The 2,537-nt window shown below is 63.6% G+C and carries 2 protein-coding genes and 1 pseudogene; all 3 read right to left on the bottom strand.

Going from position 1 to position 2,537, the window contains the following annotated elements; all coding sequences use genetic code 11:
• Window positions 1-248 (bottom strand): annotated as a pseudogene (locus TU80_RS30950) (L-arabinose ABC transporter permease AraH); the annotation flags it as partial.
• Window positions 249-267: 19 nt separating this feature from the next.
• Window positions 268-1,767 (bottom strand): L-arabinose ABC transporter ATP-binding protein AraG, encoded by a 1,500-nt coding sequence (araG, locus tag TU80_RS30945; RefSeq protein ID WP_057006138.1) that lies wholly within the window; start codon window positions 1,765-1,767, stop codon window positions 268-270.
• On the bottom strand, window positions 1,764-2,537 hold a 774-nt coding region (locus TU80_RS30940), incomplete at its 5' end, for a substrate-binding domain-containing protein (RefSeq protein ID WP_057006137.1). The genes araG and TU80_RS30940, both read right to left, overlap by 4 nt.

The raw sequence follows: 2,537 nt of genomic DNA, 5'->3' as shown, positions 1-2,537 counted from the left end.
ATCACCGAGCCCACCGACAAGTCGAAGTGCCCCGACGCCAGGCAGAACAGCATGGTGCAGGCGGCGATGCCCACGGTGGAAATCGCCAGGCCCAGCCCGCGCATGTTCAGCGGCGAGAGGAAGTTGTCGATAAACAACGCGCTGAGCACAAAGATGCCCAACGCGGCGAGCAGCATCACCCAGTCATCGAGAAACTTGCGCTGGTTGAAACCCGGCCAGAAGCTTTTTGCAGTTTTTACTTGAGACATACCTGTGCCCTCGAATGCTTCAAACCCGCGACCGCGGGAGTGCCAGTTGCAGCAGCCGTGCTTCGTCCGCGTGATCGCGGCTCAATTCACCGGTCAGGGCGCCTTCGCTCAGCACCAGAATGCGATCGGAAACCCCCATCACCTCCATCAAGTCGCTGGACACCACAATCACCGCGATACCGCTGGCCGCTAGGTCATGGATGATCTGGTAGATCTCCGACTTGGCGCCGATGTCGATGCCCCGCGTCGGCTCGTCCAGCAGCAGCACCTTCATCGGCATCGACAGCCAGCGGCCCAAAATGGCCTTCTGCTGATTGCCGCCGGACAGGTACATGATTTTCTGCGCGGCGCTCGGCGTCTTGACCTTCATCCCGCGGATTTGCTGCTCGGCGTTGCCCTGCTCCCAGCCCTCGCGCAGCAGCCAGCCGAACCGGGAATGGGCGCCGCGTGCGCTGATGTTGATGTTCTCGGCCACGCTGCCCAGCGGGATGATGCCCTCCTTCTTGCGGTCCTCCGGGCACAGCAGCACGCCGGCGGCGATGGCGTCGCGGGGCGAGCGCAATTGCAGCGCTTGCCCGCACAGTTCCAACTGCCCTGCCGTGGCGCGCTGCAAGCCGCTGAGCAGGCGAAACAGCTCGGTGCGCCCGGCGCCGACCAAGCCGAACAGGCCGAGGATCTCGCCCTTGCGCACCTCAAAGCTGACCGGTTCACGCAAGCCCGGGCCGAGCAAACCGTCGACCTTGAGCGCCACCTCGCCGTGCTCGCGCGGCCGATAGTCGTAAATGTCCTGGATATCGCGACCGACCATGCAGGTGACCAACTGGTCGTGACTCAGCGCACGCATGTCGTCGAAGGTACGCACGTAGCGGCCGTCCTTGAACACCGTGACCGCGTCGCAAATGCGGAACACTTCTTCCATGCGATGGGACACGTACAGCACCACTTTGCCCTCGTCGCGCAGGCGCGTGATGATCGCCATCAGCCGGTCGATCTCGCGGGCCGACAGGCTGCTGGTGGGTTCATCGAAGGCAATCACATGCGCGCCCCGCGACAGCGCCTTGGCGATTTCCACCAGTTGGCGCTGGCCCAGGGACAGGCGCCCGAGCTTTTCCTGCGGGTCGATTTCATCGGCCAGGCCCTTGAGGCACGCCAGCGCCCGCTGGCGCAGCTGGCTGCGGTTGACCACGCCGAAACGCGCCGGCAAATGCCCGAGGAACAGGTTCTCGGCGACGCTCATTTCCGGCACCAGATGCAGCTCCTGGTGGATCACCGCGACGCCGCTGGCAATGCTGTCGGCCGCGCATTTGAAGGCCATGGTCTGCGCGCCGATCTGCACGCTGCCGCTGCTCGGGATGTAGGCGCCGCCGAGGATCTTCAGCAGCGTCGACTTGCCCGCGCCGTTCTCGCCCATCAACGCGTGTACCTGCCCCGGGTGGGCAGTGAAACTGATGTTGTCCAGCGCCTTGACCCCGGGGAAGGTTTTGCCGATGCCGTCAAAGCGCAGTGCCGCTGCGGTCATTTCCACAGCCCGATCTTGGTCAGTTCTTCCTGGAAGTTGGCGCGGGTGATCAGCGTCACTTCGTCCATCGCGGTGTACTTCGGCGGTTCCTTACCGGTGGTGACCCACTCGTACATCATCAGCGCGGTGTTGTAGCCCTCGATGTGCGGGCTGGGCAGCATCGAACCGAAGAAGCCGCTGTTGGCTTTCTTCAACTCGCCAATGGCGTCGGTGCCGTTGATGCCGATGCCGATCACGTTGGCGGCTTTGAAGCCGGCGCTTTCGGTGGCGCGCACGCCGCCGAGCACGGTGTTGTCGTTCATGCCGCCGATGATCAGGTTCTTCGCGCCGCTGGGCAGCTTGACCAGGGCCGAGTTGGTGGCGTCCATGCTGCCGGGCACGTCGAGGGTCTTGAGCGCGGCGGTGAGGATATGGTCTTTGGGGATGCCGGCTTCTTCGAGGGATTTGATCGAACCGTCGGTGCGTTTTTTACCGGTGTCGAGTTCGTTGAAGGTGTTGATCACCGCGTAGGTATCCTTCCAGTCCCAACCACGTTTCTTCGCCTCGGCGGCCATCGCCGCGCCTTGCTTCTGACCGACTTCGAACGCGGCCATGCCCAGGTACGGCACGTCTTCCATGAAATTGCCCTTGGCGTCGACGAAGCGATCATCCACGGCCATGACTTTCAAGCCGTTGACCTTGGCCTTGGCGACAATGGCCGGGCCGAGGGACACGTCCGGCGGGCAGATCACAAAGCCCTTGGCGCCGTTGGCGGCCAGGCTGTCGATGGC

The organism is Pseudomonas veronii (assembly GCF_001439695.1).
GTDB lineage: Bacteria > Pseudomonadota > Gammaproteobacteria > Pseudomonadales > Pseudomonadaceae > Aquipseudomonas > Aquipseudomonas veronii.
This window is presented reverse-complemented; position numbering and strand designations above follow the sequence as displayed.